The following is a 22,331-nucleotide window of genomic DNA, read 5'->3' on the forward strand; positions in this document are numbered from 1 at the left end:
TTGATTAAAAATTATTCATCTTTGCGCTTGCTAGAACCAAAGCGAAGTTTTGGCAGCGTGAAACCTTTTGATTTTGTGGAAACTTTCTTTTCCTTTGGTAAAGGTGGAAAGGAAATTGCTTCGCTTGTTTTGTTTGGCTTTTGTTTTTTCTCAGGCTCGTGGTTGTAGTTAGCGCCCGGAGGTACGGAAACGTCTGCTGATTTACTGGTAGTCCCCATAGCTTCCCACTGTCTGCGGGTGATCTTCAATTTAGTAACTGGGTCAATCATGATCTCATCAAGCGAAATATCCGTTAGGTTTTTTGCGTCTTGCTGCGGATCGATAACGGCTGGCGCGGCTACGGTAGTGATAGTGGGTTCTGGTATGGCTTTATGAATAGAGTGTTTCACCAACACACTTATAAAGGTTTTGATAAAATCATACAGCTTTTGCAATTTGATCTTATGCTTACGTCTCAACAGAGTTGGTTTTGCTGTTTTTGGCGCAACACCATAGTAAAGGGACATATCCTTTTGCTTCGCTTCAACAGGTTTAAAGCGGCGTTTCCTTTCGGGAAAAACAAGCACAGGCTGACGAGCCGCTTCTGGTGAACGTTGTATCGGATGCAGTGGAGCGGGTTTTGTTTTAACGGTTTCGATACGGAAAGAATTAAGGTTTACAGTCATGAGATGGCTCACATCACTGTTAAACAACTGTCTGAAATCGTCAGCAGCCTGTTTTGTCTGTGCGGCTTGTATCTGTTCTGCGGCACGTAGCGCTTTGGCTCTTTTGGTGTGCCATGATTTACGGTCTATTCGAGTCAGCGCAGGGCGGTTAAGCTCAACGGCTCTTGCCAGTTGTTCATTAGCTATATCCTGTCTTCCCGTTTCCTTTGCCGCCTTAGCCAGAGCAATCGCTTCTTCACGCTGTGCTGCAAGGGAACGGTGATCCATGCGATTCGCAGAACCAGTACGTTCAAGTGCACGGTTAGACATTCTGGACCATGACGCACGCCATTCATCCATCAAATCATGCTCGTTCCAGCTTCTGTTCTTGTTGCCGAAACCTTGTGGTGTTATCTCACGCAAAGTAAGCATGACGTGAGCATGGGGATTATGACCGTCAAGGTCATGGAAAGAGATATCGGCAATCATGCCTTTGCTGACAAAATTACGTTTGCAGTAGTTTTTCACTAACGCGATTTTGGCATCGTTATCCAGTTCAACAGGAATAGCTATATCAAAATAACGTGAGAGCTGCGCGTCTTTCCTTTTTTCAACTTTCTCAATTTCATTCCACAACACAGCAGAGTTTTCAATAATATTAAAAGGTGTGTGTTCTGGCGCAAGAATACAATGGTGGAACAGGTCGGAACGATATGAATAATCGTACACGTCTCCTGTTCTCACATCTTCTATTCTTCCTCTTGCGTTATATGCGGCAAGATAACAGGACGATTTTCCTGCGGATCTTTTTAGCATACTAAATGATAAATGAAATATTGCCATGCTGTAATAAATACTCCTTTTGGTTTTAATTTTTTTAAAGGTGTTGACCTTTGCTACTTTTAGTTTTTCGCAAGAAAAACGCTGGTGTTGACTTTGTGGCCCCGCCAGGCCCACACGTTGCGAAGCAATGTATAAGTGGGCATTGTATTTATTTTTTATTCAGCTTACGCCGAATCAAAAAAAAATGGTCAAGTTTTTCTCTGGATCTAAGCGCCGAAAGAAGAGGCGCGTAAGCTTGGGGTAAAGGGATATAAATCGAAGAAGGGATGTTTCCTTGTTGCTTATATTAATAATATAACCCGGCATTTAATTTTTGTAAAATTTGCCAAATAAAAAAGATGTGATAATTGTTTTGTTAATATTAAGACAACAATAGAGGTAAAAATGAATAAAATAATAAATGTCATTAACAATGAGAATGGAGATGGCGATCTGCAAACAAAATGGTTTCTGATTGATTACAGCGACCACAACGAAAGTATGCGCATCAGATTAAAAGAAGACACCGTTAAAGACGCTTTTACTGCTATCCGTAGCGAGTATGAGCCTCAATTGCAGGAAGCCTGCGAGCAAACCCGTTTCAGAACCCTGTCTGGGCGATATGGTAATGCTGTCTCTTCTCTCAAAAGAAGCATCATGCAGGAGCTGATTATTATCGTAACGGGGCTTTTTCTGAATTATTTTAGTATCGACAGTACATATGCTACCGCCAGAGAAGTCATCAGGCAGTTATTTGGCCTATCGGTTAAGCGAGAGGTGATTTTATTTTCCTTTGCATCAGGTAGTAGGCGAGCAGACAGGAAAAGCGGGTGGTTCAGTATGCAAAAACATGAAAAATCAATGTTGTTCGACTGTTTTAATGGTGTGATTAATTCCGGACAACAATATGAAGTCATAAAAATCCGCCTGGACGACCTTGTTGCAGCCACTAAAAGATAATAAAAAAAAGATATATCCCTTTGCTTTTATTGATAGCTGAATTTCTTAATAAGGAAGTTTATATGAAAATTAAAGGCTTCATATCCATTGGATGGTTGATTGAAGCAAACGTTATATTGCCGGTTCTTGATGCAACTTTTAGCACTTGGTGATGGGATTCAATATTACAGGAGAATTTCAATGAAAAGAAAAGATTTACGTCAGTTAATTGCGTCAGCCCAACAGGAACTGAACAGATTAAGTACAAAAGAAAAAGCACTGACTCGAAAAGAAATAACACACAGAAAAATTGTATTAGGTGGAGAGGTGGCAAAGTATCTGGGGCTTGATATTAATCATAATGTGTTAATTGGTTTTCTACTAAGTTTTGCCAGCTCGACAGAAGTACAACGAAAAACATGGTTAAGTAACGGGGTCAGAGCCAGAGAAAATGAAAGTCTGAGAAAAGAGCAAAGAAATAAAAATTACATCAAAAAAAATGCTCATGAAAAAGATGATATTAAGGTATATCATGAATCGGAAAATGTTATTCAGCCTGATACAATGATAAAAAATACTGTAAAGGGAAAGGCAATGCAGCTTAATAACACTTTTTCTGCAATGCTTGAAAAGAAATTGGCAGAGGAGAAAAATAAAAATGAATGAACTTATACTGGAAGTTATAGAAAGTAGCGATGAGGTTATCGCGGCTGCAACAGATCATATGGCTTTTTTTCTGTTCTCAATTCTCTCTGATTGTTATCCGGAAATCGCCACAAATGAATTTGAGAATATCTTCAATGATGAGTTTAAGTTTGATATTGAAAATTTTATTAAAAATTACAGGAGAAACATTGGAAGCAGAATTACGATGGCGGGTAAAGATATCGCTCAGGTTTATTCTAATCAGAGATTTTTTGAAAAACTATCAAGAGCACTTGAACAATGTAAAAAAGATAAGGGAGCTTTAACTACCAGAAATCAGGTACATACTGTTAAGTTTTAGCCTTTGATATAACGCTGAGCAGACTAAAACTTGTTTTGGGCTGTGAAGGGTTGGACAAACCCACCGGGTGCGGCAGTAACTTATATTGTATTTTGCATTGAAGAGGAGTATATAATTCCTATTGCGGGAGTAATGTAAATTATTTTTTACTTCACTGTTTAGTACCTTTTTTCAAAAGTTCCTTTTAATTGGATGATCTAATAATCGGTTTTAACATATGCTAAGGGTAAATAAATGGAAATAATTGGCCCTCGACAAAGCCTTTCATTTTCTTTTAGCACATAGCGGAGCATGAATAGCGATTTTTATCTGTATGATTTACTGAATGTAATAAGTACTAATCGTATTCTGCTACCCAATCGTCCAGCTTATCTGCCCATTCCTGCATCATCGCTTTTCGTTCATCGATGTAAGTTGCATGATTGTACGTGCGGCGAACATTGTTTGTATCAGCGTGCGCTAACTGAGCTTCGATAGCATCAGCTCGATAGCCCATCTCGTTTAAACGTGTACTACCCGTAGTTCTGGTGGCATGAGGGCTGTAAGTTCCACTCCAACTGAGGCTTTTGAGTAGCTGACGCAGAGAGTGCGATGTCATTGGGCCTAGCGGGTTATCCCTGCCCGGAAAAATATGCTGTCGGCGCCCGGTTAATCCTTGTAGTGTTTTGAGCATGTTGACGGCTTGGGAGGGAAGGGGAATAACATGTTCCCTGCGAGCTTTCATGCGCGTTGCCGGAATGATCCATAGTGCGTTGTTAAGATCGAATTCTTCCCATTCTGCCTCGGTGACTTCGGCTGGTCGCGCCAATGTCCACCACATTAGCCACATGCAATAGTTAACCTGATATGAGCCGCGACTGTTATCAAAACAGCTTAATAGCTTACCGATTTGACTCGTATTCAATGCTTGTTTGTGCTGGGTCTTATTCGCAGGAAGCGCCTTGCGCACAGACCAGACAGGATCACTATCAGCTCTAAGCGTTGCCACTGCTAACTCGAAAACCGATGATATGGTACGTCGGGCTTCTGCGGCAACAGTTGGTGCGCCGCGTTTAGCAGTTTCCTGAAGAATTTTAAGAATGTGGTGTGAGTTGATTTCTCTGACAGGAAGCTTACCGATTGAGGGAAATACCACACGTTCAAGCATATCCAGTCGGCGAGTTTTAGTTATTTCAGCCCAGTCTTTCATCTGTAACCATTCTTTGGCGATTAGCTCAAATGTGTTTAAAGCATCATTGACCTTGCGGATCTTATCTAACTGACGAGCCTGTGCCGGGTTGATTCCATCTGCAACTTGCTTTCTCGCTTGCTCGCATTTCACTCGTGCTTCGGCGAGCTTTACTGCTGGATACTCACCCAACGCAAACATGCTTGATTTACCGTTGAGTTTAAATCGATAACGCCATGCTTTTTTGCCGCTGGGTTTCACTTCCAGGTAGAGACCGTTGAAGTCGTTGAGTCGATAGAGTTTTTCTTTCGGCCTGGCAGTGCGGCATTGCGTATCAGTGAGCATAGCGGATCCATGTCTATTTACTAGCTTATCATTGTACTCACCTAAAATGATAATGGAAACGAATTGTACTCATCTATGTACTCATTTTAGAATGCGCTTTCATGGAATAACATGGGACAATCTGGAATGAAAAATCCACGCAATGGCGTGGATTTTAAGGGGTTAGGTGGTTTTCATGGGGTGTTATGACACCTCATGAGACAACAAAACTTATTTAGACGTTAAACAAAAAGTTCATCACGTCGCCATCTTTAACAATGTACTCTTTCCCTTCTGAGCGCATTTTTCCAGCTTCTTTCGCACCTTGCTCGCCCTTATAGGCAATAAAGTCTTCAAACGCGATAGTCTGCGCGCGGATAAAGCCTTTCTCGAAGTCGGTGTGGATTTTACCGGCCGCCTGCGGCGCGGTGGCACCGACAGGGATGGTCCATGCGCGAACTTCTTTCACGCCAGCGGTGAAATAGGTTTGCAGGTTCAGCAGGGAATAACCGGCGCGAATCACGCGGTTCAGACCTGGCTCTTCAATGCCCAGCTCGGCCATAAACTCATCGCGATCTTCATCTTCCAGCTCGGCGATGTCGGACTCAACGGCGGCACAAACCGGCACGACCACCGAGCCTTCTTTCTCGGCGATTTCGCGCACTTTATCCAGGTACGGGTTGTTCTCAAAACCGTCTTCGTTGACGTTGGCGATATACATGGTCGGCTTCAGCGTCAGGAAGCTCAGGTAGCGCAGGGCGGCTTTATCTTCTTCTGTCAAATCCAGCGCACGCAGCATGCCAGCGTTTTCTAAATGCGGCAGGCATTTTTCCAGTGCGGCCTGTTCAGCCTTGGCGTCTTTGTCGCCGCCTTTGGCTTTTTTCTGTACGCGCTGTAAAGCACGTTCACAGGTATCCAGATCTGCCAGCGCCAGCTCGGTATTGATGGTCTCAATATCATCCGCCGGATCGACCTTATTATTTACGTGAATAATATTGTCGTTCTCAAAGCAGCGCACCACGTGACCAATCGCTTCGGTCTCACGGATGTTGGTCAGGAACTGGTTGCCCAGGCCTTCACCTTTGGATGCGCCTTTCACCAGACCGGCAATATCAACGAATTCCATGGTGGTCGGTACGACACGCTGCGGCTTAACGATCTCAGACAGCTGATCCAGACGCAGGTCTGGCATAGGGACGACGCCAGTGTTGGGTTCAATTGTGCAGAAGGGGAAGTTAGCCGCTTCAATACCCGCTTTCGTCAGCGCGTTGAAAAGAGTGGATTTACCGACATTTGGCAGGCCCACGATACCGCATTTGAATCCCATGGTTTAGTACCCTTTATAGCTGGATGGGCAGAGCCATTAGGCAGGCTCCACCGGAAACGTAAGATAATTTTCGCGCATTATACACAGATTCGCGACAATCTGGGCGATTAGACAGGCTTAAAGGCATGCAGGCGGTTCATCGCCTTGATGCGATCTTCTTTTAGCCACAGTTCGGTGCAGCGCGCGGCCTCATCAATGGCATCATCAATCAGTTTTTGCTCGCTGGCCGGGGGCTTGCCCAACACAAAACCGGTCACTTTATTTCGATCGCCAGGATGGCCGATGCCAATGCGCAGGCGATGAAAGTTATTGTTGTTGCCGAGCTTGCTGATGATGTCTTTCAGGCCGTTGTGACCGCCATGACCGCCGCCTTGTTTGAATTTTGCAATGCCCGGTGGCAGATCGAGTTCATCATGGGCCACTAAAATTTCCTCGGGCGCAATGCGATAGAAGGTCGCCATGGCCGCCACGGCTTTGCCACTCAGGTTCATAAAGGTGGTCGGGACCAGCAAGCGCACGTCTTCACCGGCTAAAGCCAGTCGTGCAGTGTAGCCATAAAATTTGGCTTCTTCTTTTAACGACTGATTGTGACGCTCAGCCAGCAAATCCAGATACCAGGCACCCGCGTTGTGGCGCGTGGCGGCATATTCAGCGCCGGGATTCGCCAGGCCCACAATCAGTTTTATGCTGCTCACAAGGAATATCCTGCTGTTATAACCAAAGGGCGATAGTTTACTGTGCCGGGACGCGGATCACAAAGACTGTGCCAGAGAATTTATTAGTGTCAGTGATTAATTATTTTTCATCTAAATCAATAAGCTGGAATAACGTGTTGGTCACAAATCATCTGGTCTTTATGTGATTAAGTTCACAAATTAGCCTGACGGCATTGCCTACACTATCAGCAGTTTAACATTGTGTGCGCTCATCCGACCGCACACACAGGAGGTGAAAGATGAAACGTCATCACTCACGCATGGCAGGTAATGCCCTGATGGTCATAGGTTTAATGACCATGATTCTCGGCGTCGGTTTTTCGATTGTTAACCAACTGCCGTCGCTTAATCTGCCGCAGATACTGGCTCAAAGTGCAATGTTCGGCATTTTCTTTGGCGCGCTACTGTGGCTGGTGGGTGCCTGTATCAGCGGTCGTGAAAAAGTCGAAGATCGCTATTACTGGGTCCGTCATTACGGCGATAAACGCTGCCGCCGAACCCATCATTCGTCACATTAGATTTTCTGACATAACCCGATAAGGTTCTGTTCGGTTTCTGCCTTTGGCTTTGGCGCGGTAAAGTGCTTTATCCGCCAGAGCCATCAGCTCGCCAAAATCAATATAACGCTCATCGGCGGTGGCAAAACCAATACTGACCGAATAGTCGATCTGACCCGGACGCGAAAGCTGAACGGTATGGCGCACCGCTTCGCACCAGTCTCTGGCCGGCTCAAAAGGTAAGGGCAGCAGCGCGGCAAACTCCTCACCGCCCAGTCGGGCAAAGTGACCCTCCTGTGGCAACATCCCTGAAACCCTGTGACAAAAATCAATTAATACCTGATCCCCTTGCTGATGCCCGTAGCGATCATTAATCCCTTTGAAATGATCAAGATCGAATAAGACGACCGTTAGTGCCTTATTTTGTTTCAGGCACTGCCGGGTCATATTATCCGCGCCGGAAAACAGCGCACGGCGATTCCAGATATTGGTCAGCGGATCGTGAAGTGAGGCATTTTTTAATGCATTACGCGTGCGTTCATTCACCATCGCCAGAATGGTTACGGTGAAGCCAATCACAAAGAGCATCGATTCGACAATCACATAGACCGAAAAATCAGAACCGCTGATCGCCCCCTGTAATCCAATCGGACGGGCGTTATCCAGAAATAAGCGGGCGACATGAAAAATCAGATGGGTCCAGAGCAATAATTGTGCAGGCCAGAAGGTGGCATCCATATCGCGGCGTGCCAGCCAGAGTAAGTAAATGAATGTAGCGGTGTAAGCGATACAGAGCAGGCAGAGCACCAGAACACGCAGGGATAAGCTGTCATAGAAGGCCGGGATCAGGCAGAGCAGTGACCATAAGGCTGCTCCAGCCAGGCCAGCCATCCCCGGTGATTTACCGCAAAATGTCCGAAAGGCGCTGAGTAATCCGCCGTAAGCCAGCATGACCAGCACATTGCTCACGGCCACCGGCAAGAAATGGTATCCCTGACTGCGCAGGCTGCTAAGGAAAAAGGCGATCAGCGTCAGCACGATGGCGGCACAGACATAGCCCAGAATACGGTCATAGTGTGAACCGACCCAGGCAAAGACCATAATCAGACTCATAAACCCCAGTACGTAGAGTTCGCAAATAAATAACGTAAAGACGTCGAGGTTCATAGTGGACGGAGATCGCAATAAAAAGTGCGGGCAAATTACCACTCAACGTAAAAAGGCAAAAGGCCAGATAACATAATTTTAGCGAAAGAGTTTTTCGTAGTGAGCGTGACAATAACAGAGGTGACTCATAACGAAAATTTCTGTCAATCAAGCAGCTTTGTCGGAGGGGAACGGCGAGGGAAAAAGAAAAGGCCGGGCATGATGCCCGGCCTGCGAAGATTAATGTTCGAACATTGCCGAAATGGACTCTTCGTTACTGATGCGGCGAATGGCTTCGGCCAGCATACCTGACAGAGTCAGGGTACGTACGTTTGGCAGCGACTTCATCTCTTCAGATAACGGAATGGTGTCACACACGATAACCTGATCGATCACAGATTTACGCAGGTTTTCCACCGCATTGCCGGAGAAGATAGGATGCGTAGCGTAAGCGAAGACGCGCTTGGCACCGCGCTCTTTTAACGCTTCCGCGGCTTTGCACAGTGTGCCGCCGGTGTCGATCATGTCGTCGACCAGCACACAGTCACGGCCAGCAACGTCACCAATGATATGCATCACCTGGGAAACGTTCGCCCGTGGGCGACGCTTATCAATAATCGCCATATCGGTGTCGTTGAGCAGTTTGGCAATGGCGCGGGCGCGCACCACGCCGCCAATGTCCGGAGACACAACAATCGGGTTTTCCAGACCGATCTGTAACATATCTTCCAGCAGAATCGGGCTGCCGAATACGTTATCAACCGGGACGTCGAAGAAGCCCTGGATTTGCTCCGCGTGCAGGTCAACCGTCAGAACACGGTCAACGCCAACGCTGGAAAGGAAGTCAGCCACCACTTTGGCCGTGATAGGTACACGGGCAGAACGCACGCGGCGGTCCTGACGGGCATAGCCAAAGTAGGGGATAACAGCGGTAATACGACCAGCTGAAGCACGACGCAGCGCGTCGACCATCACGACCAGTTCCATCAAATTATCATTGGTGGGAGCACAGGTGGACTGGATGATGAAAATATCACCACCGCGTACATTTTCATTAATCTGTACGCTTACTTCGCCATCACTGAAACGACCAACGGCGGCGTCTCCCAGGCTGGTGTAAAGGCGGTTGGCAATACGTTGTGCTAGTTCCGGGGTGGCGTTACCAGCAAAAAGCTTCATATCAGGCACGAGAAGAACCTCAGGCTTTGCGTCCAGAGAATGAACGTCATGACAGTAACCGGCGAATACTGTCGTGAACGTTCACACGGGTATGTGAGTGCGAAACGTGCTGTGTCTGGAACGGGGTGACACAGTCACGCTATCGCTAATCGCCTTGCAGAGTGCGCTGTAACGGCGAGACGTTAAGGCCTCGGGCTACAAAACCGCGCACCCATGGTGGGGCAAGCTCCAGCACCTGGCGAGCAGCATGCTCGGTGTCGAATTCAGCAAACACACAAGCACCTGTACCCGTCAGGCGCGACGGCGCGTATTCTAGCAGCCATGAAACAAGCTCATCAACCTCACGAAAACGTTTTCTTACTACTGATTCGCAATCATTGATGAACGGAGCCTGTAAAAGTGCCGATAAAGTGCGCACGGGCGTGTCACGGGTGAGCGCCGGGTCATTAAAGACCAGCGGTGTTGCCACGCTAACGCCTGGATGTGCAACAAGATACCATTTTTCCGCAGGCAATGCTGGAGAAAGCACCTCACCGACGCCTTCGGCAAAGGCGGCATAGCCTTTCACAAAAACCGGCACGTCGGCACCCAGTTTCACGCCCATTTGCGCCAGCGCCTCGGGTGAAAAACCCGTTTGCCACAGGTGGTTCAGCGCCACCAGTACGGTAGCGGCGTTGGATGAGCCGCCGCCGAGCCCGCCGCCCATGGGGAGACGCTTTTCAATGGCAATACGCGCACCGGCCCGGGCAGGCAGGCTGCCGTTTTCGCGCGCCGCCGCCTTGAGCATTTCGGCCGCACGCACAATCAAATTCTGTGCATCCGGCACGCCCGGCACCGGCGTCAGCAGCCTGATGTCGTCGCTCTGGTCGGGCGTGATGTCCAGGCTGTCGCCATAATCCAGAAACTGAAACAGGGTTTGCAGATTATGGTAACCATCTGGCCGACGCCCGGTGATGTACAAAAAAAGATTCAGTTTTGCCGGAGCAGGCCAGGTGGTGATCATTTCAGCGTCCAGTTATCCATGCGTAATTTAATACGTTGATCGCCTTCTTTTAATTCCAGGCTGGCGGGCAGCGGTGGGTTGACCTTGTTGTCATAGTCAGCAATGGTCACCTGCCAGTTCTGGCCGTCATGCTTATAGTTCAGACTGCGCAGCTGATACTGCTCGTTGAGCTGATAATCGGTCGCATCGCCCGGCAGGCCCATCATCCACTGGCGCAGGTTGGTCAGCGGGATATCCATACCGGTCAGCTGCGAGATCATCTTCTGCGCATCGTTGCTGACATAACGTTTGCCTTTGTTGTCCACAATCTGCACCACCGAACCCTGAGCATCCAGCTGAAGCTCGGTGCTGCCTAATGGGTTCGTTAACAGCAGGCGATAGCGATCGGCTGCGGTCTGCTGCCAGTTAAAGCGGGCATAAACTTTCTGTTTATCCGACAGATAGGCGAACGCGCCGCGCGTCTGATACTGCGTAACGTGGCTGACGGCTTGCTGATGCTGTTGCCACTGTGGCGCGGTGACGCTTGGGCCAGGGCCTTGTGGTTTATTGATGCTACAGGCAGCCAGCAGAACGCTGGCAAGGGGTAAAAGGCGCAACAGGTTGCGTGTAGAAGTCAGCATCAAGTGGTCATCTCCTCGGACACATTTTTAATTGATAACAGGTAACGCTAACCATCCGCGTTTTAACCGTCAATGCTGTTATACGGCAAAAACGCTATGATCGGCTTAATCTTATTACAGTCATAGCCTTTGTATGGCTTTTCTTGATCTGCTGCATCTTGTAGAATGCGCTTCACAAAAACCTGACATTTATTGGGACAACCCAACTAAAACGCTATGACGCTGCTCGCACTCGGAATCAATCACAAAACTGCACCCATTGCTCTGCGCGAACGCGTTGCGTTCGGGCCGGAGTCGCTGGAGCAGGCCTTAAACAGCCTGTTATCTCAGCCTATGGTGCAGAGTGGCGTCGTGCTCTCCACCTGTAACCGAACCGAGCTGTACCTGAGTGTAGAGCAACAGGTCGATCTCCAGGAGCGTCTGGTGCGCTGGCTGTGCGAATATCATCAGCTTGATGAAGCGGATGTGCGTAACAGCCTGTACTGGCATCAGGATAATGAGGCGGTGAGCCACCTGATGCGCGTTGCCAGCGGGCTGGACTCCCTGGTGTTAGGTGAGCCTCAGATTCTGGGCCAGGTGAAAAAAGCCTTTGCCGACTCTCAGCGCGGCCATGCGCTTAGCAGCGAGCTGGAACGCATGTTCCAGAAAACGTTCTCCGTTGCCAAACGCGTCCGTACCGAAACGGATATTGGCGCGAACGCCGTGTCTGTAGCTTTTGCCGCCTGTACGCTGGCGCGTCAAATCTTTGAATCGCTGTCCACGGTAAACGTATTGCTGGTTGGCGCGGGAGAAACCATTGAGCTGGTGGCTCGTCATCTGAGCCAGCATCAGGTGAAAAAGCTGATCATCGCGAACCGTACCCGTGAGCGGGCGGAAGTGCTGGCGAATGAAGTGGGCGCCGAAGTGATCAGTCTGGCCGATATCGATTCCCGTCTGGCCGACGCCGATATTGTGATTACCTCTACCTCCAGCCCGTTACCTATTATTGGTAAAGGGATGATGGAACGTGCGCTGAAAGCGCGCCGTAATCAGCCGATGCTGCTGGTCGATATTGCGGTTCCACGCGACGTGGAGCCGGAAGTGGGCAAGTTAGCCAACGCCTATCTCTACAGCGTCGATGACCTGCAGGCCATCATTGAGCAAAACCTCGCCCAGCGTAAAGCCGCTGCGGTGCAGGCAGAAAGCATCGTCGTGCAGGAATGCAGTGATTTTATGGCATGGCTGCGTTCGCAAGGCGCGGTCAACACCATTCGCGAGTATCGCTCTCAGGCAGAGGATATTCGCGCAGAGCTGGAAGGCCGTGCGCTACAGGCGCTGCAGCAGGGTGCCGACCCGCAAAAAGTGATGCAGGAACTGGCCCATAAGCTGACCAATCGTTTAATTCATGCACCAACCAAATCTCTTCAGCAGGCCGCCCGCGACGGCGATAGCGAACGCCTGCAGATTTTACGCGACAGCCTGGGTCTCGATTAGGCACACTGCTGTCGTCATCTGTTACGGGAATCCCACAGTTAAATGAAAACCTCTATTGTTGCTAAACTGGAAGCGCTGCAGGAGCGCCACGAAGAAGTGGAAGCGATGCTGGGCGATGCCGGCGTGATTGCCGATCAGGACCGCTTTCGTGCTTTGTCGCGTGAATATGCTCAGTTGACCGATGTCACGCGCTGTTTCCGCGAGTGGCAGCAGAACCAGCAAGATATCGAAACCGCTAAAATGTTGCTCGACGATCCAGAGATGCGCGATATGGCGCAGGAAGAGCTGCTGGAAGCGCGCGAAAAAAGCGAATTGCTGGAGCAACAACTGCAGCTGTTACTGCTGCCGAAAGATCCCGACGATGAGCGCGACTGCTTTGTGGAAGTGCGCGCCGGTACCGGCGGCGATGAAGCGGCCATTTTTGCCGGTGATTTATTCCGCATGTACAGCCGTTACGCCGAAGCACGTCGCTGGCGGGTAGAAATCGTCAGTGCCAATGAGGGCGAACACGGCGGCTACAAAGAAGTGATCGCCCGCGTGATGGGCGACGGTGCCTATGGTCGGCTGAAGTTTGAGTCAGGCGGACACCGTGTTCAGCGTGTACCGGAAACCGAATCCCAGGGCCGTATCCACACCTCCGCCTGTACGGTGGCGGTGATGCCGGAACTGCCGGAAGCCGAGCTGCCGGAAATCAATCCGTCGGATTTAAAAATCGACACCTTCCGCTCCTCAGGTGCCGGTGGTCAGCACGTTAACACCACCGACTCCGCGATTCGAATTACCCACCTGCCAACCGGTATCGTGGTGGAGTGCCAGGACGAACGTTCCCAGCATAAAAACAAAGCCAAAGCCTTGTCCGTACTGGGCGCACGTATTCATGCGGCTGAAATGGCAAAACGTCACGAAGTCGAAGCCAGCACGCGCCGTAATCTGCTCGGCAGCGGCGATCGTTCCGACCGTATTCGCACCTACAACTTCCCCCAGGGCCGCGTAACCGACCATCGTATCAACCTGACGATCTACCGTCTGGACGAAATCATGGAAGGCAAGCTGGACAGTCTGATTGAGCCTATCGTGCAGGAATATCAGGCTGACCAACTGGCAGCGTTGGCCGGTCAGGATTAATGGATATCCGTCACTGGCTCAAGCAGGCGGTCGCCACCTTATGCGGGGGCGACAGTCCGAAACGAGACGCCGAGATCCTGCTGGGGTTTGTCACCGGCAAATCCCGCAGCTGGCTGGTGGCCTTTGATGAAACCCTGCTCACGGGTGCCCAGTTGCAACAGCTAGAGGTTCTGCTGGCGCGTCGCGCCCGGGGCGAACCCATTGCCCATCTGGTGGGCGAACGGGAGTTCTGGTCGCTGCCGCTAAAGGTGAACGACGCCACGCTGATCCCACGGCCCGACACGGAAATACTGGTGGAGCAGGCGCTGGCGCATCTGCCGGCGTCACCTTCGCGGGTGCTGGATCTTGGCACCGGAAGCGGGGCGATTGCCCTGGCGATCGCCAGTGAACGTCCGGATTGTGACATTATCGGCATCGATCGCATTCCTGCGGCGGTAGAACTGGCAAAACACAATGCCGACTATCTGGCCATCCCTAACGCCACTTTTTTACACAGCCACTGGTTTGCGCAGCTAGCGCCTGCCCGCTTCGACCTGATCGTCAGTAATCCTCCCTATATCGACGCCAACGATCGTCATCTTAACGAGGGCGATGTGCGCTTCGAACCGCGCAGCGCTTTGGTGGCGGACGAGGCGGGCATGGCGGATTTACGGCTGCTAATTGAGCAGGCGATCAACTGGCTGCAGCCTGGCGGTTGGCTGCTGCTTGAGCACGGCTGGCAACAGGATGAAGCCGTGCGTCAGCTGATGCAACAGCACCATTATCTGTCCGTGGCGACGGCGAAGGATTATGGCGGTCATCCCCGGGTCACGTTTGGGCAGGCAGCCTCCGGTCCGGCTTAAGCGCGCGACTGAATACTGAAGAACAACATGGATGAACGATGTTTGCTTACTATCCGCTAATTAAGAATCTGCACCTGCTGACCGTGGCAGTCACCATTTCACTGTTTTTGCTGCGTTTTTACTGGCAACGCGTGGGCTCTGCCATGCTGCAACAGCGCTGGGTGCGCATTCTTCCCCATATTAATGACACGCTGTTGCTCCTGAGCGGCGCATCGCTGGTGATGATCACCCATTTCTATCCGTTTTCGCCTCAGGGAAGCTGGCTGACTGAGAAGCTGTTAGGCGTTATTATCTATATTGCCCTTGGGTCGGTGGCATTAAGTCGCCGCCCTCGTTCTGACCGCACCCGCTGGATCGCCTTTATCGTGGCATTGATTGCGCTGGTGACGATCATTAAGCTGGCACTGAGTAAAATGCCGTTACTGGGGATAGTATGAGCTCCACCGAACAACTTGATTACAGTGAGACGCCGCTGTGTGAGGCAGTGATTGGTGCCACGATGGCCATCCGCACTGACTTTCCGGCGCTGTCGGTTGAAGCACAGTTAGCTGCTTTAGTGGCAGAAGCCCGTGACTACGTCAGTCAGGAACAGGATGCCGATTTAAAGCTCGAAAAGCTGCTGGAGCTGTTTTACAAACAGTGGAAATTTGGCGGTGCCAGCGGGGTTTATAACCTGTCAGATGCACTCTGGCTGGATAAGGTCCTGAAAACCCGTCAGGGCACGGCTGTGTCGCTGGGCGTGATTTTGCTGCATATCGCGGCTGAACTCGAATTGCCCCTGATGCCGGTTATTTTCCCGACCCAGTTGATTCTGCGTGCCGACTGGCTCGACGGGGATAAATGGCTGATTAATCCCTTTAACGGGGACACGCTGGACACGCACACGCTGGAAGTGTGGCTAAAAGGCAATATCAGTCCGCTGGCGCGTCTGTATGATGACGATCTGGACGAAGCCAAAACCGAGAGCGTCATGCGCAAGATGCTGGATACGCTGAAAGCGGCGCTGATGGAAGAGAAGCAGATGGAACTGGCGCTAAACGTCAGCCAGGTGTTACTGCGGATTGATCCAGATGATCCCTATGAGATTCGCGACCGTGGTTTAATTTACGCTCAGCTTGAGTGCGAGCATATCGCGTTAAATGACTTAACCTACTTCGTTGAACAGTGTCCTGAAGACCCGGTCAGCGAGATGATCAAAGTTCAGATTCACGCAATCGAACAAAAACGCGTGACGCTGCATTAAGCGTCACCCCAGATAAGGAAAGGGCATGACACAGAAAGTCGTCAGTATCGGTGATATCAAGGTCGCAAACGATCTGCCATTTGTTCTCTTCGGCGGCATGAACGTGCTGGAATCCTACGATCTCGCCATGCGCATCTGCGAGCACTATGTAAAAGTGACCGACAAACTCGGCATTCCTTACGTGTTCAAAGCGTCTTTTGACAAAGCTAACCGTTCCTCTATTCACTCTTACCGTGGTCCTGGCCTGGAAGAGGGCATGAAGATTTTCCAGGCGCTGAAGCAGGCGTTTGGCGTGAAAATCATCACGGACGTTCATGAAGCAGCGCAGGCGCAGCCCGTTGCTGATGTGGTTGATGTGATTCAGCTGCCAGCCTTCCTCGCGCGTCAGACCGATTTGGTTGAGGCGATGGCGAAAACCGGTGCGGTCATTAACGTGAAGAAGCCACAGTTTGTCAGCCCGAGCCAGATGGGCAACATCGTCGATAAGTTTGCCGAAGGCGGAAATGACAAAGTGATTCTGTGCGATCGTGGCAGTAACTTTGGCTATGACAACCTGGTTGTGGATATGCTGGGCTTTAACGTAATGAAGAACGTGACTAAGAATTCGCCGGTCATTTTCGACGTAACGCACGCGCTGCAAACCCGCGATCCCTTCGGTGCCGCCTCCGGTGGTCGCCGTGCTCAGGTGGCCGAACTGGCCCGTGCCGGTATGGCTGTAGGGATTGCCGGCTTGTTTATCGAAGCCCACCCGGAACCAAACAGTGCCAAGTGTGATGGCCCGTCGGCGTTGCCACTGGATAAGCTGGAGCCTTTCCTGGTGCAGATGAAAGCCATTGATGATTTGGTCAAGAGCTTCCCGGCGCTGGATACCAGTAACTAAGCTGTCTGCACAAAATAAAAAAGAGCGAGAATTCGCTCTTTTTTTTCGTCTCAGGTCAGCAGGTTACAGCATGATTGTCATCAGGTAGCCGATAAACAGGGCCAGATGGGCCGCGCCGTTCAGGACATTGGTTCGGCCAGTCGAGAAGCTGAGCTGACACAGAATCAGTGACGCAATCATAATCACCATCTGCGGTGGCTCCAGGCCAAACACCAACTCTTGTCCGGTCAGGGTTGCGATGATCGAGACGGCAGGCACGGTGAGTGAAATGGTCGCCAGCACCGAGCCAAAGAACAGGTTCATGGCGCGCTGGACCTGGTTCATCAACACGGCTCTGATCGCCCCCAGACCTTCTGGCGACAGAATTAATAACGCCACCAGAAAGCCGGTAAACTGCTTAGGCGCATTCATCTCGCTCAGTAAATGCTCCAGCGGGTTGGCATTCATCTTGGTCACGGCAATGACCGCAATCAGATGGATAATCAACCAGATAGCGTGCCAGACGCTGCTGTGGGCAGAGGGTTTACCGTGATGGGGATCGCCATCATCGCTTTCATCTTCATGCTCATACACAAACAGGCTCTGATGGGTTTTGGTCTGGATTAACAAGAAAACGCCATACATTGCAGCGGAGATCGCGGCAATCAGCAGTGCCTGGGCCGTCGTGAAGTTCCCACCGGGTAACGCATTCGGGAACACCAGCACCAGGATGGCCAGCGGAAAAATGGCAATCAGGTACTGTTTTACCCCGGCCAGATTCACGTACTGCGTAGCAAACTTATTCCCGCCCAGCAGTAGCGCAAAGCCGACCAGACCACCGGTCACGATCATGATGATGGAATAAAGTGTATCGCGCATCAGGGCGGGCGCGGCATCACCGGTTGCCATCAGCGCCGAGATTAAGCTGACTTCAAGAATGACCACCGACAGGCTGAGAATCAGCGAGCCATAGGGTTCACCGAGACGATGCGCCAGAACATCCGCATGGCGCACCACGCTGAAGGCGCTGCTAAGAATCGCCACCAGCGCGAGTAAGTTAATACCAACCACGATGGGCAGTGAGGTTTGTGCATTAAAAAAATAGAGTATGCCAAGGGCAATAAGGGGAAGTATCAGTGAAAACTCTTTGTGACGTGTTTTTTCATGTGAAGGCATTCACCATCCTCTCTGCTGAATAAAAGGGGTAATTCATTTACCCACCATTACATTGAAACTTATAGGTTACGCAGTTTAACTTTTCAATCGCACCTAATGTAAAAATTTACCGCTTTTTACTTTTAAAGGGATTTTGCCTGAAAGGCGGATAACTTTATCTTATTGGGGATTTTATTCACTAAATCAGTAACAAGCATTAAGCGGCTGCGGCATTATCCTGGATTTTATCAAGATAAAAGTTCAGGGAAGGTTGTCGTTAAGCTGCCATTGAAGGCGAAACCCGTAAAGGCGGTAATAAGTGCGGGTTTGCATTTTCACTCATCTACGCCAGGCTTATTAACTCGCTTGTTAACTGAGGAGACATGATGCCTTACGCTAACCGAAACGACCTTCCCGAGAGTGTGAAAAACGTTTTGCCTGCACATGCTCAGGACATCTATCAGCAGGCTTTTAACCACGCCTGGACAGAGTACAAGCATCCCGATGACCGTCGCGGTGATGAATCCCGTGAAGAGGTGGCGCACAAGGTGGCCTGGTCGGCGGTAAAACATCAATACCAGAAAGGCGATGATGATAAATGGCATCCTAAAAAGTAGTGCCCTGCGCCATCATCACGCAAACGTCAGGTCACTCCGCGTCGTCCTGTAGCCTGTCCCATGGACGGGAAGGCATTTTTCTGTCTCGGTGCGTGCAGGTATTTACGGCTTTATTTCACGCCGAAACGGTCATTAAACGCAACAACCTTCCTCGTTAATCTGGCTATATACGGTCATTAGCGGGTAACCCTTTTTACGTTATTTTTCATCCGCTAAGCCATTCAGACGGCGCGCAAGCAACCTGTAATAACGGGCTGTTACATCTCCTGTTTTTTTAAAATATCCTTTTGGTGTGCAATTAACCTTTCTGTTAATACCGCAATATAGGCAAATTTTTACTTTCTACTCCGACTCTTGCTTGCAACTGATTGTGTTAATAATTAATGTCAGTTTAATGAACAGAGCGTAAATTAGTGAATGTTGAACATAACAAAGCAGAGGAGCCACTTACACAGGACGTGGTGAAAGTCGAGGAGGTCGCATTGCTAACCCGGGAATTCTTATTAAAAGCGGATTGTAAAACATCATTTGGTGATATTGAGGAGACACTCCTGTGGAGTTGTGAACAGCGCGCGGCATCGCTGGCGGCAACCCTGGCCTGTCGGCCCGATCACAGCCCGGTATGGATCTTCGGCTACGGTTCTCTGATGTGGAACCCGGTTTTTGAAGCTGATGAGGTTGCGTCGGCGTCGCTGGACGGCTGGCATCGCGCCTTTTGCTTACGCCTGACTGCCGGGCGCGGCACGGCTTCGCATCCGGGACGTATGCTGGCGTTGAAAGAGGGCGGTATTACCCGCGGGCTGGCGTTTCGCCTGCCGGAAGAACGTCTGCATGACGAACTGGAACTGCTGTGGAAACGTGAAATGATCACCGGGTGCTATTTGCCTACCTGGTGTGAGCTGACGCTGGAAGACGGACGTCGTGTTTCTGCCCTGGTGTTTATTATGGACCCCCGCCATCCGCTGTATGAGGATGATACCTGTCCGCAGGCGGTTGCGCCGTTAATTGCTGCGGCGACCGGGCCGCTGGGTTCGAATGCCCAGTATCTCTTCTCGCTGGAAGAAGAGCTGACCAAACGCGGAATGGAAGAGGACGATCTGATCCGCCTGGCGCACCAGGTACGTGCGCTGCAACAAGACTGGCTGAAGCAGGCCTGAACCACGCACCCATCCAGGCAGGTAGCCTGCAGGGCTGCCCAGCGCAGGCTGGCACCGAATTAATTGGTGGGATTAATCAGCCAGGTGCCGGGTTTATCAATCAGAAGTGACTGACTGCGAAGCCGGTTCCCGGCCCGCACGTCAATACGGTACTGCCCGGCGGCCAGATTCAACACCGCAAAACCGTTGCTGCTGGCATGCACCGCAACGGGCTGACCGTTCAGCACCACCTGTTCGTCGCTGGTGAGCTTAAGATAGACCATCGCCAGACCGGCGGGTACCGTGCCGGTAGCCGGTAACGCATGGCTCTTATCAACGAGCGAAGCAGCAGGCGTACGCGTATTCTCAATCCAGACTACTACCGCCACCGCAATCATCGCGACGCCAGCCAGCGCCAGTAATCCCGGCGACAGGCGACGTACGTTGCGTCCGGTTAACGGCTCGGCCATCGTGGCACCGTGATTCATGGCTAACACGACCGGCGGCACGGTCTCGGCTGACGCGGCGTCACTGATAGACTGCTCATCATTACGCTGTTGCAGGCTGTTCACCACCGCCTCAACGTCGCTGACGGGCAAATCAATCAGCGCGGCAAACTCATCAATGTTCTGCGGGCGAGCGTGGGGCTTCATCGTCAGCGCGCAGTCAATCGCGTGCAGCAGCGGCAGCGAGTAGCCCTGCGGTTTACGTGCCACCAGCGGTTGGTAATTATCTTCAATGCAGCGCACCACGCTGACCGGCGGCGGAGAGCCTGTAATCAACGTATGTAACACGGCACCCAGCGCATAAATGTCCGTCCACGGCCCCTGTTCACTTTCGCCTTCTTCACTGTACTGCTCAATGGGCGCAAAACCCGGTTTGAGCATGATTTCAGTTTCGTCGGAAAGATTGCCAATCTCTTTACGGGCGGAGCCAAAGTCGAGCAGCACCGGCAGCTGATTTTCCTGAATCTGGATGTTATCCAGCGAGATATCCCGATGCAGGTAGCCCGCCTGATGAATGGTGTTGATAGCGCCTAACAGCGGCGGCAGCAGGCGACGTATCCAGGCTTCTGAAATCGCCTCATGGCTGGTGACCTGCCACTCTTTTAACGTCATGCCGTTGTAGTAGAGCGTGCCCATGTAGGCAGTGCCGTTCTGTTCCCAGAAGCGCAGGACGTGAAGTAAACCAGGATGGTTAAAACGCGCCAACAGTCGGGCTTCCTGAATAAAGCTGTTCAGGCCCGCGTTAAACAGCTTTTGAAACCGTTCACCGCGCAGCGCCAGTGATAAGTCTTCGGTTCTTACCGCCAGCGACACCGGCATGTACTCTTTAATCGCAATCGTGCGTTCGAGTTGGTGATCCCATGCGCGGTAGACAATGCCGAAACCGCCGCCGCCAATCACCTCTTTAATTTCGAACTCGTTAAAACGATATCCGTCAGGCAAGGCATTCGGTATTGTTTTCTGACTGTCATTTGCCGACATAATAGACTCTCTGAACGGGGCCTGCTTGTCAGGCTACGCGGTAATTAATGGATGTTACGCCATGCACCTTCAGCAGGATCGACCCGATCCGCGCGTAAGGCGTCGACAAGTAACACATTCACTTTTTGCGACGATGTCATACCGGTCGCCCATCGGCTGCGCAGGGCAGTAATGCGCGAGGTCAGCGCGCTGGCATTCTGCTGTGCCGCCGTTTTATCGGCTTTGATCAATAAGGTTCCGTCAAAACGCCACAGATGCTGCTGTACATCAAAGGGCAAGACCATCCAGCTGTCTGGCGCATCGGAACGGGCCAGAATCATGCGCTGGTTATTAACGTCCACAATTTGCAGATGCTGGTCGGATAGCGTCAGGTTGGCAATGGGATAGCCCTGATAAAAGCTGATCGCAAGCATCTGTGGTTGCGCGCCACCGCTCAGGGTTATGTCACTTTTACCTTCCAGCCAGCCCTCGGCGGAGCACTGCTGTTTACCGATGTCGGGCACAAACATAGCCAGCCCACGCGCGTCCCAGGCCGTGCGAAAACGGCAGCCGTTTGGTAAGGCGAAATGCTGCAGCGGCGTGCCGTCTGCCGGACGCGACAGGCTGGGCGAGACCGCACTCTGTGCAGGGGCAGTGGCTTTGGCATCGGTATTCACAATCAGTCGCCAGTTTTGCAATTTGCTGGCGCTGCCGCTGGCCAGCACGTTGCCCTCGCTATTGGTCATTTGCCAGGGCAGCACGTCCAGATCGTTACACTGATTGGCTAACAGCGTGCCCACGCGCGGCAAAAACGTTTTTAAAACCTCAGCATCCTGACCTTTACCCGACACAATACGCAGCGGCAGTGTTTCCTGGCACCACTCATCCGGCGTTTTGCCCGCAACGTTGTCGATATACACTTCCAGTTCAAGACTGGGTGAATACACCACGCGATAATTTTCCGCCTGCGCAGTAAAGGCCATAAACAACGTGGCTATAGCGGGCAACCACAATTTCATAGAAT

Annotated in this window: 23 protein-coding genes; 12 read left to right on the forward strand and 11 right to left on the reverse strand. The window is 50.9% G+C overall.

From position 1 onward, the window contains the following. Positions 1-11: 11 nt before the first annotated feature. Positions 12-1,487 carry a MobQ family relaxase gene (gene mobQ / locus A6A26_RS14115; RefSeq protein ID WP_074181013.1) on the reverse strand — a complete coding sequence of 492 codons (1,476 nt, stop codon included), beginning with the start codon at positions 1,485-1,487 and terminating at the stop codon, positions 12-14. A gap of 384 nt (positions 1,488-1,871) precedes the next feature. On the opposite strand from mobQ, the gene A6A26_RS14120 reads away from it, so the two are divergent. From A6A26_RS14120 to A6A26_RS14130, 3 genes are all read left to right on the forward strand, one after another. After that, the gene (locus A6A26_RS14120) at positions 1,872-2,426 is read left to right on the forward strand and encodes a hypothetical protein (protein ID WP_063879312.1); all 555 of its coding nucleotides are present in this window, start codon (positions 1,872-1,874) and stop codon (positions 2,424-2,426) included. Positions 2,427-2,606: 180 nt separating this feature from the next. Further along, positions 2,607-3,071 carry a conjugal transfer protein TraD gene (gene traD, locus A6A26_RS14125; protein WP_063879313.1) on the forward strand — a complete coding sequence of 155 codons (465 nt, stop codon included), beginning with the start codon at positions 2,607-2,609 and terminating at the stop codon, positions 3,069-3,071. After that, a complete protein-coding gene (locus A6A26_RS14130; RefSeq protein WP_063879314.1) occupies positions 3,064-3,411 on the forward strand; it encodes a hypothetical protein in 348 nt (115 codons plus the stop codon). Before traD ends, A6A26_RS14130 begins: the two co-directional genes overlap by 8 nt. Positions 3,412-3,748: 337 nt before the next feature. Here the strand turns inward: A6A26_RS14130 and A6A26_RS14135 are convergent, their stop codons facing one another. From A6A26_RS14135 to pth, 3 genes are all read right to left on the reverse strand, one after another. Then, positions 3,749-4,924, reverse strand: a complete 1,176-nt coding sequence (locus tag A6A26_RS14135; protein ID WP_063879315.1) for a tyrosine-type recombinase/integrase — start codon at positions 4,922-4,924, stop codon at positions 3,749-3,751. A gap of 214 nt (positions 4,925-5,138) precedes the next feature. Further along, the gene (ychF, locus tag A6A26_RS14140; RefSeq protein WP_063879316.1) at positions 5,139-6,230 is read right to left on the reverse strand and encodes a redox-regulated ATPase YchF; all 1,092 of its coding nucleotides are present in this window, start codon (positions 6,228-6,230) and stop codon (positions 5,139-5,141) included. Positions 6,231-6,337: 107 nt separating this feature from the next. Next, positions 6,338-6,925, reverse strand: coding sequence for an aminoacyl-tRNA hydrolase (gene pth, locus A6A26_RS14145; protein WP_014606001.1), 588 nt, complete (start codon positions 6,923-6,925; stop codon positions 6,338-6,340). Positions 6,926-7,185: 260 nt separating this feature from the next. Here pth and ychH point away from each other — a divergent pair, with 260 nt between their 5' ends. Beyond that, entirely contained in the window at positions 7,186-7,464 is a 279-nt protein-coding gene (gene ychH / locus A6A26_RS14150) for a stress-induced protein YchH (RefSeq protein ID WP_063879317.1), read from the forward strand. Here the strand turns inward: ychH and A6A26_RS14155 are convergent. The 4 genes from A6A26_RS14155 to lolB all read right to left on the reverse strand — a co-directional run bounded on the left by A6A26_RS14155 (position 7,456) and on the right by lolB (position 11,391). After that, a complete protein-coding gene (locus tag A6A26_RS14155) occupies positions 7,456-8,610 on the reverse strand; it encodes a GGDEF domain-containing protein (RefSeq protein WP_063879318.1) in 1,155 nt (384 codons plus the stop codon). The genes ychH and A6A26_RS14155 overlap by 9 nt on opposite strands. A gap of 219 nt (positions 8,611-8,829) precedes the next feature. Further along, a complete protein-coding gene (gene prs / locus A6A26_RS14160) occupies positions 8,830-9,777 on the reverse strand; it encodes a ribose-phosphate diphosphokinase (RefSeq protein WP_006118899.1) in 948 nt (315 codons plus the stop codon). 136 nt (positions 9,778-9,913) lie between these two features. Beyond that, entirely contained in the window at positions 9,914-10,771 is an 858-nt protein-coding gene (gene ispE, locus A6A26_RS14165; RefSeq protein ID WP_063879319.1) for a 4-(cytidine 5'-diphospho)-2-C-methyl-D-erythritol kinase, read from the reverse strand. Continuing rightward, positions 10,768-11,391 carry a lipoprotein insertase outer membrane protein LolB gene (gene lolB / locus A6A26_RS14170; RefSeq protein ID WP_063879320.1) on the reverse strand — a complete coding sequence of 208 codons (624 nt, stop codon included), beginning with the start codon at positions 11,389-11,391 and terminating at the stop codon, positions 10,768-10,770. Before lolB ends, ispE begins: the two co-directional genes overlap by 4 nt. A gap of 216 nt (positions 11,392-11,607) precedes the next feature. Between lolB and hemA the strand changes: the two genes are divergently transcribed. The 6 genes from hemA to kdsA are packed head-to-tail and all read left to right on the forward strand — an operon-like array spanning position 11,608 to position 16,954. Continuing rightward, complete coding sequence (gene hemA, locus A6A26_RS14175; protein ID WP_063879321.1) at positions 11,608-12,864, forward strand: glutamyl-tRNA reductase; 1,257 nt, start codon at positions 11,608-11,610, stop codon at positions 12,862-12,864. 42 nt (positions 12,865-12,906) lie between these two features. Continuing rightward, positions 12,907-13,989, forward strand: coding sequence for a peptide chain release factor 1 (gene prfA / locus A6A26_RS14180; protein WP_063879322.1), 1,083 nt, complete (start codon positions 12,907-12,909; stop codon positions 13,987-13,989). After that, positions 13,989-14,831 (forward strand): peptide chain release factor N(5)-glutamine methyltransferase, encoded by an 843-nt coding sequence (gene prmC / locus A6A26_RS14185; protein ID WP_063879323.1) that lies wholly within the window; start codon positions 13,989-13,991, stop codon positions 14,829-14,831. The genes prfA and prmC overlap by 1 nt, the downstream gene beginning before the upstream one ends. A 38-nt stretch (positions 14,832-14,869) precedes the next feature. Further along, on the forward strand, positions 14,870-15,268 hold the full coding sequence (locus A6A26_RS14190; RefSeq protein WP_063879324.1) for a SirB2 family protein: 399 nt from the start codon (positions 14,870-14,872) through the stop codon (positions 15,266-15,268). Beyond that, on the forward strand, positions 15,265-16,074 hold the full coding sequence (gene sirB1 / locus A6A26_RS14195) for an invasion regulator SirB1 (RefSeq protein ID WP_063879325.1): 810 nt from the start codon (positions 15,265-15,267) through the stop codon (positions 16,072-16,074). Before A6A26_RS14190 ends, sirB1 begins: the two co-directional genes overlap by 4 nt. Positions 16,075-16,099: 25 nt before the next feature. Beyond that, a complete protein-coding gene (gene kdsA, locus A6A26_RS14200; protein ID WP_063879326.1) occupies positions 16,100-16,954 on the forward strand; it encodes a 3-deoxy-8-phosphooctulonate synthase in 855 nt (284 codons plus the stop codon). Positions 16,955-17,017: 63 nt separating this feature from the next. Here the strand turns inward: kdsA and chaA are convergent, their stop codons facing one another. Continuing rightward, a complete protein-coding gene (gene chaA / locus A6A26_RS14205) occupies positions 17,018-18,109 on the reverse strand; it encodes a sodium-potassium/proton antiporter ChaA (protein WP_063879327.1) in 1,092 nt (363 codons plus the stop codon). Positions 18,110-18,474: 365 nt separating this feature from the next. Between chaA and chaB the strand changes: the two genes are divergently transcribed. Together chaB and A6A26_RS14215 are read left to right on the forward strand one after the other, a co-directional pair. Further along, positions 18,475-18,705, forward strand: coding sequence for a putative cation transport regulator ChaB (chaB, locus tag A6A26_RS14210; RefSeq protein WP_063879328.1), 231 nt, complete (start codon positions 18,475-18,477; stop codon positions 18,703-18,705). A 482-nt stretch (positions 18,706-19,187) separates the two neighbouring features. Next, positions 19,188-19,862 carry a gamma-glutamylcyclotransferase gene (locus A6A26_RS14215; RefSeq protein WP_164484284.1) on the forward strand — a complete coding sequence of 225 codons (675 nt, stop codon included), beginning with the start codon at positions 19,188-19,190 and terminating at the stop codon, positions 19,860-19,862. Positions 19,863-19,921: 59 nt separating this feature from the next. Here A6A26_RS14215 and A6A26_RS14220 read toward each other — a convergent pair whose 3' ends face one another. Beyond that, complete coding sequence (locus A6A26_RS14220; protein ID WP_063879330.1) at positions 19,922-21,328, reverse strand: serine/threonine protein kinase; 1,407 nt, start codon at positions 21,326-21,328, stop codon at positions 19,922-19,924. Positions 21,329-21,372: 44 nt separating this feature from the next. After that, positions 21,373-22,326, reverse strand: a complete 954-nt coding sequence (locus tag A6A26_RS14225; RefSeq protein WP_063879331.1) for a hypothetical protein — start codon at positions 22,324-22,326, stop codon at positions 21,373-21,375. Positions 22,327-22,331: the final 5 nt, after the last annotated feature.

Origin of the sequence: Pantoea sp. OXWO6B1 (genome assembly GCF_001641135.1) — a bacterium.
In the GTDB taxonomy this organism is placed as follows: domain Bacteria; phylum Pseudomonadota; class Gammaproteobacteria; order Enterobacterales; family Enterobacteriaceae; genus Pantoea; species Pantoea allii.

What these genes read in the sequence shown, in the direction of transcription:
- A6A26_RS14190 (WP_063879324.1), top strand. Translation starts at nt 14,870, where the DNA reads ATGTTTGCTTACTATCCGCTAATTAAGAATCTGCACCTGCTGACCGTG.
- prmC (WP_063879323.1), top strand. Translation starts at nt 13,989, where the DNA reads ATGGATATCCGTCACTGGCTCAAGCAGGCGGTCGCCACCTTATGCGGG.
- A6A26_RS14130 (WP_063879314.1), top strand. Translation starts at nt 3,064, where the DNA reads ATGAATGAACTTATACTGGAAGTTATAGAAAGTAGCGATGAGGTTATC.
- kdsA (WP_063879326.1), top strand. Translation starts at nt 16,100, where the DNA reads ATGACACAGAAAGTCGTCAGTATCGGTGATATCAAGGTCGCAAACGAT.
- hemA (WP_063879321.1), top strand. Translation starts at nt 11,608, where the DNA reads ATGACGCTGCTCGCACTCGGAATCAATCACAAAACTGCACCCATTGCT.
- chaB (WP_063879328.1), top strand. Translation starts at nt 18,475, where the DNA reads ATGCCTTACGCTAACCGAAACGACCTTCCCGAGAGTGTGAAAAACGTT.
- A6A26_RS14220 (WP_063879330.1), bottom strand. Translation starts at nt 21,328, where the DNA reads ATGTCGGCAAATGACAGTCAGAAAACAATACCGAATGCCTTGCCTGAC.
- prfA (WP_063879322.1), top strand. Translation starts at nt 12,907, where the DNA reads ATGAAAACCTCTATTGTTGCTAAACTGGAAGCGCTGCAGGAGCGCCAC.
- traD (WP_063879313.1), top strand. Translation starts at nt 2,607, where the DNA reads ATGAAAAGAAAAGATTTACGTCAGTTAATTGCGTCAGCCCAACAGGAA.
- sirB1 (WP_063879325.1), top strand. Translation starts at nt 15,265, where the DNA reads ATGAGCTCCACCGAACAACTTGATTACAGTGAGACGCCGCTGTGTGAG.
- mobQ (WP_074181013.1), bottom strand. Translation starts at nt 1,487, where the DNA reads ATGGCAATATTTCATTTATCATTTAGTATGCTAAAAAGATCCGCAGGA.
- ispE (WP_063879319.1), bottom strand. Translation starts at nt 10,771, where the DNA reads ATGATCACCACCTGGCCTGCTCCGGCAAAACTGAATCTTTTTTTGTAC.
- A6A26_RS14120 (WP_063879312.1), top strand. Translation starts at nt 1,872, where the DNA reads ATGAATAAAATAATAAATGTCATTAACAATGAGAATGGAGATGGCGAT.
- ychF (WP_063879316.1), bottom strand. Translation starts at nt 6,230, where the DNA reads ATGGGATTCAAATGCGGTATCGTGGGCCTGCCAAATGTCGGTAAATCC.
- A6A26_RS14155 (WP_063879318.1), bottom strand. Translation starts at nt 8,610, where the DNA reads ATGAACCTCGACGTCTTTACGTTATTTATTTGCGAACTCTACGTACTG.
- chaA (WP_063879327.1), bottom strand. Translation starts at nt 18,109, where the DNA reads ATGCCTTCACATGAAAAAACACGTCACAAAGAGTTTTCACTGATACTT.
- A6A26_RS14225 (WP_063879331.1), bottom strand. Translation starts at nt 22,326, where the DNA reads ATGAAATTGTGGTTGCCCGCTATAGCCACGTTGTTTATGGCCTTTACT.
- A6A26_RS14135 (WP_063879315.1), bottom strand. Translation starts at nt 4,924, where the DNA reads ATGCTCACTGATACGCAATGCCGCACTGCCAGGCCGAAAGAAAAACTC.
- lolB (WP_063879320.1), bottom strand. Translation starts at nt 11,391, where the DNA reads ATGCTGACTTCTACACGCAACCTGTTGCGCCTTTTACCCCTTGCCAGC.
- ychH (WP_063879317.1), top strand. Translation starts at nt 7,186, where the DNA reads ATGAAACGTCATCACTCACGCATGGCAGGTAATGCCCTGATGGTCATA.